Origin of the sequence: Clostridium sp. AF27-2AA, from assembly GCF_003478505.1 — a bacterium.
GTDB lineage: Bacteria > Bacillota > Clostridia > Lachnospirales > Lachnospiraceae > Brotaphodocola.
Genome location: NZ_QUFI01000057.1, coordinates 1 through 9,311 on the forward strand (window position 1 = coordinate 1; position 9,311 = coordinate 9,311).

5 protein-coding genes are annotated in these 9,311 nt (G+C 50.2%); 1 reads left to right on the plus strand and 4 read right to left on the minus strand.

The genetic code is table 11. The features are described 5' to 3' along the window. Positions 1–36 precede the first annotated feature (36 nt). From DWY84_RS16690 to DWY84_RS16705, 4 genes are all read right to left on the minus strand, one after another. Positions 37–1,308, minus strand: coding sequence for a diaminopimelate decarboxylase (locus DWY84_RS16690; RefSeq protein ID WP_118534427.1), 1,272 nt, complete (start codon positions 1,306–1,308; stop codon positions 37–39). 157 nt (positions 1,309–1,465) lie between these two features. Next, positions 1,466–2,905 carry a pyruvate kinase gene (gene pyk / locus DWY84_RS16695; RefSeq protein WP_118534428.1) on the minus strand — a complete coding sequence of 480 codons (1,440 nt, stop codon included), beginning with the start codon at positions 2,903–2,905 and terminating at the stop codon, positions 1,466–1,468. Between the two features lie 56 nt (positions 2,906–2,961). Continuing rightward, positions 2,962–3,807 carry a hypothetical protein gene (locus tag DWY84_RS16700; protein WP_118534429.1) on the minus strand — a complete coding sequence of 282 codons (846 nt, stop codon included), beginning with the start codon at positions 3,805–3,807 and terminating at the stop codon, positions 2,962–2,964. Between the two features lie 26 nt (positions 3,808–3,833). Further along, positions 3,834–4,775: a magnesium transporter CorA family protein gene (locus tag DWY84_RS16705; RefSeq protein ID WP_118534430.1), complete on the minus strand. Its 942-nt coding sequence runs from the start codon at positions 4,773–4,775 to the stop codon at positions 3,834–3,836. 232 nt (positions 4,776–5,007) lie between these two features. On the opposite strand from DWY84_RS16705, the gene DWY84_RS16710 reads away from it, so the two are divergent. Then, the gene (locus DWY84_RS16710; protein WP_118534431.1) at positions 5,008–9,267 is read left to right on the plus strand and encodes a 2-hydroxyacyl-CoA dehydratase; all 4,260 of its coding nucleotides are present in this window, start codon (positions 5,008–5,010) and stop codon (positions 9,265–9,267) included. Positions 9,268–9,311: the final 44 nt, after the last annotated feature.

The window sequence follows — 9,311 nt, forward strand, 5'->3', positions numbered from 1 at the left end:
CCTGCTTCGGACCTTTCATGAATATTCTTTAAATTTTTATTTGAGGTATTTCTCCATCATCGGGCACATATCCAGTGTCGCAAAGTAATCCTGCGGGGTCTCTGCTCTGCGGATCATCTGTACGGAGCCATCCTCCTTTAAGAGCAGCTCTGCGGATTTTAGCTTTCCGTTGTAGTTGTAGCCCATAGCGAATCCGTGTGCTCCGGTGTCGTGGATGACTAACAAATCACCCATATCGATCTGCGGAAGCATGCGGTCAATGGCAAATTTATCGTTGTTCTCGCAGAGAGAACCTGTTACATCGTACTTATGATCGCACGGAGCATTCTCTTTTCCTGCTACGGTAATGTGATGGTAGGCGCCGTACATAGCCGGGCGCATGAGGTTTACTGCACAGGCATCTACGCCGATATACTCTTTGTGAGTGTGCTTCTCATGAATGGCCTTGGTCACCAGGCAGCCGTAAGGTGCCAGCATGAAACGGCCGAGCTCGGTATAGATTGCCACATCGCCCATACCAGCCGGAACAAGGACCTCCTCATATACCTTGCGGACACCCTCGCCGATCGCCATAATATCGTTCGGCTCCTGCTCCGGGCGATATGGGATTCCGATTCCACCGGACAGGTTAATGAAGGTAATGTGCGCACCGGTCTCCTCTTTCAGCTTAACAGCCAGCTCAAACAGAACCTTTGCCAGCATCGGATAATATTCGTTGGTTACCGTATTGCTTGCGAGGAATGCGTGCATACCGAAGTTCTCCGCACCTTTTTCCTTCAGGATCTTGTATGCCTCAAACATCTGCTCGGTGGTCATGCCGTATTTTGCATCTCCCGGATTATCCATAATGTCGTTGCTGATCTTAAAAATTCCGCCCGGATTATAGCGGCAGCTGATGGTCTTTGGAATAAATCCCAGAGTTTTCTCTACGCACTCGATGTGAGTGATATCATCCAGATTGATGATAGCGCCCAGGTCATTGGCCAGCTTGAATTCCTCCGGCGGAGTATCATTGGAGGAGAACATAATGTCATGGCCGGAGAAACCGGTTGCATCAGACATCATCAGCTCAGTTGCAGAGGAGCAGTCCGTACCGCAGCCATACTCCTGCAGGATTTTCAGAATATACGGATTCGGAGTTGCCTTTACTGCAAAATACTCCTTATATCCCTTGTTCCAGGAAAACGCCTCTTTTAAACGCTTTGCGTTCTCACGGATTCCCTTTTCATCGTACAGATGAAACGGTGTCGGATAGGTCTTTGTGATCGCCTCTAACTGTGCTTTGGTTACAAATGGTTTCTTCTCCATGGTATCTCCTCTCTAAAATCAACGGATCCGCCAATGGCGTTTCCTCAATATACAAAATAAAAGAAAGAAGCCTGATCAGGCCGCAATCAAACTGATTGTAACCTATATCAGACTTCTTTGTCCAGTTTTTTCTATGAATATGAAAAATTATGAAAAATTACTCAACAACTACCACACGCATGATATTGGTGCTGCTTGCCGGCTCGTGGCGGGTATTCTTGCTTACCACACCTGCGGTTACAACTGCCACATCTCCGCTCTTGACTACATTTTTTTCTTTCAGAAGTTCAACTGAGGACTCAATCAGAAGGTCTGTGGAGTCTGCGCGTCTTGCCTGGAACGGCTTTACGCCCCAGTAAATCTGCATCTGGCGTACTGCGGTTGCGCTCGGAGACAGGCCGATTACGGTTGTGCTCGGTCTCCACTTGGACAGCAGGCGGGTAGTAAATCCGCTGATGGACGGAGCGATGATAACATCTGCCTCCAGGTCATGAGCGGTGGATACAGATGAGTAGCAAACTGCATTAGAAATATTCTTGCGGTTTGCGGTGGAAACTCTTCTCATGCGGTATGCATTGTAATCCAGGTACTGCTCGGAAGTCTCGCAGATCTGAGCCATCATCTTCAGAGCCTCTACCGGATATTTACCCATAGCGGTCTCACCGGAAAGCATTACTGCGTCAGTTCCGTCGTAAACTGCGTTTGCAACGTCGGTTACCTCTGCACGGGTCGGGCGCGGATTGCGGATCATGGAATCCAGCATCTGGGTTGCGGTGATAACCGGCTTGCATGCCAGATTACATTTGCGGATGATGGTCTTCTGGATGTGCGGAACCTGCTCAGCCGGAATCTCTACGCCCATGTCGCCACGAGCTACCATGATGCCGTCGCTGGCCTCGATGATGTCATCCAGATTCTCAATACCCTCTGCGTTCTCGATCTTTGCGATGATCTGGATGGAAGAACCAGCCTCATCTAACATGGCACGGATCTCACGGACAGCATCTGCGGTACGAACGAAAGAAGCTGCGATGAAATCGAAGCCCTGCTCGATACCAAAGCGGATATCTGCTTTATCCTTTTCAGTCAGTGCCGGAAGCTTGATCTTAACGTTCGGTACGTTTACGCCCTTGCGCATGCCGAGCTCGCCGCCGTTTACAACGGTGCAGATGATATCGGTGCCGTTTACTACTTCCTGAACCTTGAGCTCGATCAGGCCGTCATCGATGAGGATGGTGTTGCCTGCCTCAACATCTGCCGGAAGTCCGTTGTAGTTGATGAAGCCGATCTGGTCGTCGCCGACAATCTCACGGGTGGTCAGGGTGTAAGTCTGGCCCTCTTTTAAGGTTACCTTCTTCTCGTCTTTTAACAGGCCGGTACGGATCTCCGGACCCTTGGTATCCAGAAGTGCTGCGATCGGGAGATCCAGCTCATCACGGATGCTCTTTAACATATCCAGGCGGGACTTCTGCTCTTCATAATCACCGTGGGAGAAATTGAAACGCGCGATGTCCATGCCATTCTCGGCAAGTGCCTTCATCAGATTGCGGTCGTTGGTGTTTGGTCCCATAGTACAAATGATCTTTGTTTTTTTCATTGATGTGTTGTCCTCCAAAATAGTTTTATGAATCTGTTAACATGAAACTAATCTATTTATTGCACAGAATCCTTTGCAACATGCTGATGCGTGTACAAATGATCCTGACAATACTCATAATTGCCCTCGCATTTGGAACAGTACCGGAACTCTAACTCCGGACCATCCAGCTCAGTTCTGCCGCACACCGCACAGCGGTGACGGGTCTTGCCCGGAACAACGATCTTCGCCTGCTGCTTGAATTCCTGCCGGCGTTTGATCTCCTTCGGCGCGTAGCGCCTGTAGTTTCGGGTCATCAGGAAAAACAGGATAATGGTGATCATGGAAATCACCAGCTCTACCTTCACGGCGATGCCTCCTGTGATAAAATCATACAGATAAACGGCTGTTTCCGCAACTGCCATCCATTTTGCCTTGACCGGAAGCACAAAGAACAGATAAAACTGCGCATCCGGGTTGATGATGCAGAAGGCCAGGAACAGAGAAGCGTTCAAAAATCCGGTGGATAACAGCCAGTACTGATGAAATACCAGGTAGCCCACAAAGGATGCCACGATCTGCGCCAGCACTCCCATAAAGAAGAATACGTTGAAGCGGAAAGAGCCCCAGACATATTCCAGTGTCTGGCCCAGATTATAATATAGAAATAACGCGATCAGGCCATAAAAGATCTGGGTGAAGCTAAAGGAGCCAAAGGCCGGCGGATAGATCAGAAAAGTGACCAGGCGCCAGATCTGCCCATGCAGGATCATACCCACATTCAGGCTCAAATAGTTATAGTAGATCATGGGATCTAGCATCCACACGATCAGACCGACCGCATAAAGGATGGTGATGTAATACATCAGATTGCGGATCGCGTATTTCTGATACTTTCGTTCAAAATCCGAAAAAAATTTCATGCAGTTTCCTTCCTTATAAAATATCATCAGAACAGGTTCCGTTTTGCAAAGATCCACGCTACCGCGCAAGTCAGGATCACGGAAAGTACGATGACGATGACGAATCCATAGGGATTCGTTGCAAACGGCATACTGCTGCTCAAGACATTCATGCCGTAAAAGCTGGACACCATGGTCGGGATCGACATGACGATGGTGATGGTGGCCAGAAACTTCATGACGATATTCAGGTTGTTCGAAATAACCGATGCAAACGCATCCATGGTTCCGCTTAAAATGCCGCTGTAGATGTTGGCCATCTCGATGGCCTGCTTGTTCTCGATGATGACATCATCGAGGAGGTCTGTGTCTTCCGGATACTTCTTGATCTTCTCACTCTTTAAGAGCTTCTCCAGCACCACCTCATTGGAACGAAGGGAAGTAGTAAAGTACACAAGGCTCTTCTGCAGCTCCAGGATCTCGATGAGCTCCTGGTTTCGTGGGGATTTGTAAAGTTCTTTTTCTACAATATCACTCTTTTTATCAATAATACGCAGATACTGCAGGTAAAGGGACGCATTCTTGTACAGGATCTGAAGAATAAAGCGTGTCTTCATATAAGTAAAGAAGTCACGGACTCTTCCATCCATAAATGCGTTCAAGACCGGAGTTTCCTCCAGGCACACGGTAATGATGATGGTGTCAGACATGATGATGCCCATAGGGATGGTTACATACCAGTCTTTTTCGTTTCGTTCCTCGATCACAGGGATATCCACGAGGATCAGGCTGTAGTGATCTTCAATTTCAATACGGGACCGTTCTTCCTCATCCAGAGGTGCCCGGACATGATCCGGGTCGATCTCATAACGTTCCGCGATCTCGAGGATCTCCGTCGCTGTCGGGTTGGTTAATGCAATCCAGCAGCCGGCTTCTGCTTCATCGATCTGATGGATCGCGCCATCTTCCGTTTTAAATATGCGTATCATGCGTCTTTGGTTCCTTTCCCCTGTTTCGGCTATCTTATTATAAATTCTGAGTTCCTGTTTGTCAAATCTATTGACCGTTCTTTTTCACTTCTGACAGAAGTTATACAATTTCTTAACTAATTTTTTACGCTCCTATAAATTGTAATATGGAAGATTTTATGTTAAACTCTGCACTGTACGCTGAGAAAGTGTGTGTTTTTAGATAAGGAGGCAGGGGTTTTCCCCGCATCAAATGAATTTATTACATAATAATACCCTAGGAATCGATATTGGTTCCACAACTGTTAAAATCGCAGTATTAGACAGTGAACAGCATATCTTATTTACCGACTACGAGCGCCACTATGCTAACATTCAGGAGACGCTCGCTCTTTTATTATCAAAGGCAAAAGAAAAGCTCGGTGAGATGACTGTTTCCCCAAGCATCACCGGCTCCGGCGGACTGACACTTTCCGGACACTTAAACGTGCCCTTCACCCAGGAGGTCGTAGCCGTTGCTACTGCCCTTCAGGATTATGCCCCGCAGACCGATGTGGCCATTGAGCTTGGCGGTGAAGATGCCAAGATCATTTACTTTACAGGAGGCATCGACCAGCGCATGAATGGCATCTGCGCAGGCGGCACCGGTTCTTTCATTGACCAGATGGCATCTCTCTTACAGACAGATGCAGCCGGTCTGAACGAATATGCCAAAAATTATCAGATGATCTACCCGATCGCGGCCCGCTGCGGCGTTTTCGCAAAATCCGATATCCAGCCGCTCATCAATGAAGGAGCTACAAGGGAAGATCTGTCCGCATCCATTTTCCAGGCGGTGGTCAACCAGACCATCAGCGGTCTGGCCTGCGGCAAGCCGATCCGCGGCACCGTAGCATTTCTTGGCGGCCCGCTCCACTTTTTACCGGAGCTTCGCCATGCCTTCATTCGTACCCTAAACCTAGATGCCGATCACATTGTCGCACCGGATCATTCTCATCTGTTTGCTGCCATCGGCGCAGCCATGAACGCAGACGAGAAGGTGACCGTATCCTTAAGCGATATGATCAGCCGCCTCACATCCGGCATCAAGATGGAGTTTGAAGTCAAGCGTATGGATCCGCTCTTTGCATCCCAGGAAGATTATGACGCATTCCAGGCCCGTCATGCACAGCATCAGGTGAAAAAAGGTGACTTATCCACCTACAGCGGCAGCTGCTACCTGGGCATTGATGCCGGTTCCACCACCACCAAGGTGGCTTTGGTCGGCGAAGACGGAAGCCTGCTTTACAGCTTTTACGACAACAATAACGGAAGCACCATTGCCACCGCCATCCGGGCTATTTCCGAGATTAAGGAAAAACTGCCAGAGACCGCTCACATTGCCTGGTCCTGCTCCACCGGATACGGCGAGGCCCTGTTAAAATCCGCCCTGATGCTAGACGAGGGCGAGGTGGAGACCATCTCCCACTACTACGCAGCTGCGTTCTTTGAACCGGATGTAGACTGTATTCTGGACATTGGCGGCCAGGACATGAAGTGCATCCGCATCAAAGACCATACCGTAGACAGCGTCCAGTTAAACGAGGCCTGCTCTTCGGGCTGCGGCTCCTTCATCGAGACCTTTGCAAAGTCCTTAAACTATTCTGTCATCGACTTTGCGAAAGAAGCGCTCTTTGCAAAGAATCCGACCGACCTGGGCACCCGCTGTACCGTATTCATGAACTCCAATGTCAAACAGGCCCAGAAGGAGGGCGCTACTGTTGCGGATATCTCCGCCGGTCTTGCTTACTCCGTCATCAAGAACGCGCTGTTTAAGGTCATCAAGATCACCAGCGCATCCGACCTGGGCAAACACGTTGTGGTTCAGGGCGGTACCTTCTACAATGATGCTGTTCTGCGAAGCTTTGAGAAAATCGCAGGCTGCGAGGCCGTCCGCCCGGACATTGCCGGTATCATGGGTGCATTTGGAGCCGCTCTCATCGCGAGAGAACGCTGCAATCCAGAGAAAGGCACTTCCATGCTGTCCCTTGACCGGATTCTTTCCTTAAAATATGAAACCTCCATGGCACGCTGCAAGGGCTGCACCAACCACTGTGTGCTCACCATCAACCGGTTTGACGGCGGACGTCAGTTCGTCAGCGGAAACCGCTGCGAGCGCGGTCTTGGAAAAGAAAAGGCCAAAAAAGAGATTCCAAACCTGTTTGACTACAAGTATCACCGCATGTTCGACTATGAGCCCCTTCCGGCAGATGAGGCCGAGCGCGGTACCATCGGTATCCCGCGTGTCCTGAACATGTACGAGAATTTCCCATTCTGGGCTACCTTCTTAAAGGAACTGAAATTCCGTGTGATCCTGTCCCCGCAGTCCACCAGAAAAATCTACGAGCTGGGCATCGAGTCCATCCCGAGTGAATCTGAGTGCTACCCGGCCAAGCTGGTGCACGGTCATATTTCCTGGCTCATCCGTCAGGGTGTACGCGATATCTTCTATCCGTGTATCCCCTACGAGCGCAACGAAACTCCGCAGGCAGGCAACCACTACAACTGCCCGATGGTCACCTCTTACGCCGAGAACATCAAAAACAATGTGGAAGAGCTCACTGAGTTTGATGTCCACTTCATGAATCCGTTCTTCGCCTTCACCAACGAGGAGGTGCTGACAAAACAGCTCATCGTAGAATTTGGCAAAGAATATGATATCTCCTCTGTCGAAGTGCAGAAGGCAGCACACGCTGCATGGGAGGAGCTTCTGGCATCCCGCCGCGACATGGAGAAAAAGGGAGAGGAAACCATCGCCTGGTTAAAGGAGCATGAGCGTCACGGCATCGTACTGGCCGGCCGTCCCTACCATGTAGATCCGGAGATCAACCACGGTATCCCGGAGCTCATCACCTCCTACGGTTTTGCGGTTCTCACAGAGGATTCCATCTCCCACCTGGCCGACGCAGAGCGCCCGCTCATCGTTACCGACCAGTGGATGTACCACTCCAGACTCTACCGCGCCGCAACCTATGTGAAGAACAGCGAATGCCTGGATCTGATCCAGCTTAACTCCTTCGGCTGCGGCCTGGATGCCGTCACCACCGACCAGGTACATGATATCCTGACCGGTTCCGGCAAAATTTATACCGTATTAAAGATCGATGAGGTCAATAACCTGGGTGCGGCAAGAATCCGTATCCGTTCCCTTATCGCAGCTTTAAAGGTGCGCCAGCAGAAGCATTTCGAGCGCAAAGTAGTGTCCAGCGCTTACAACCGTGTCATCTTTACCAAAAAGATGAAGAAGGACTACACCCTGCTCTGCCCGCAGATGTCCCCCATCCACTTTGATCTGATCGAACCAGCCATCCGCGCCTTTGGCTACAAGATCGAGGTTCTGAAAAATGACAGTAAAAAGGCTGTAGATGTGGGTCTGCAGTATGTCAACAACGATGCCTGCTACCCGTCCCTGATCGTCATTGGCCAGATCATGGATGCTCTGTTATCCGGAAAATATGACTTAGACCATACCGCCGTCTTCATGAGCCAGACCGGCGGCGGCTGCCGTGCCTCCAACTACATCGGATTTATCCGCCGTGCACTGGACAAGGCGGGTATGCCACAGGTTCCGGTCATCTCCGTCAATGCCAACGGCATGGAGACGAATCCGGGCTTTACCTTTACCCCAAACCTGATCACCAAGGCTATGCAGGGCGTGGTTTACGGCGATATCTTCATGCGTGTGCTCTACGCGACGCGTCCTTACGAAAAAGTGCCAGGCTCCGCAAACGCGCTGCATGAAAAGTGGAAGGCACGCTGCATCAAGAGTCTTTCCACCCGTTCTGCAAATATGATGGAGTTCGGACGAAATATCAAGGGAATCATCCACGATTTCGACGAACTGCCGCGGCTGGATGTGAAAAAGCCAAAGGTTGGCATTGTAGGCGAGATTCTGGTTAAATTCTCCCCACTGGCCAACAACCACATCGTGGACCTGCTGGAATCTGAGGGTGCAGAGGCTGTGATGCCGGATCTGATGGACTTCTTACTTTACTGCTTCTACAACAGCAACTTCAAAGCAGACCATCTTGGCGGCAAGCGCTCCACTGCCCGCCTGTGCAATTTGGGAATCTCCCTGCTGGAATACTTCCGCAAAACTGCACGCAGGGAGCTGGAAGCCAGCAAAAACTTCACCCCGCCGTCCCGCATCTGGGAACTGGCTGATATGGCAAAGCATTATGTATCCCTGGGCAACCAGACCGGTGAAGGCTGGTTCTTAACCGGTGAGATGCTGGAGCTGATTCACAGCGGTGTCAAAAATATCGTCTGCACCCAGCCGTTCGGATGCCTGCCGAACCACATCGTGGGCAAAGGCGTCATCAAAGAACTGCGCGCATCTCATCCGGAAGCCAACATCATCGCCGTCGATTATGATCCGGGTGCCAGCGAAGTAAACCAGTTAAACCGAATCAAACTGATGCTGGCCACCGCGCAGAAACAGCTGCACACAGAAAGTAACAAAGCAATTTCGTAAAAAAACAATTTAAGAATAGTCACAAAAGGTCCGAAGCAGGCCGG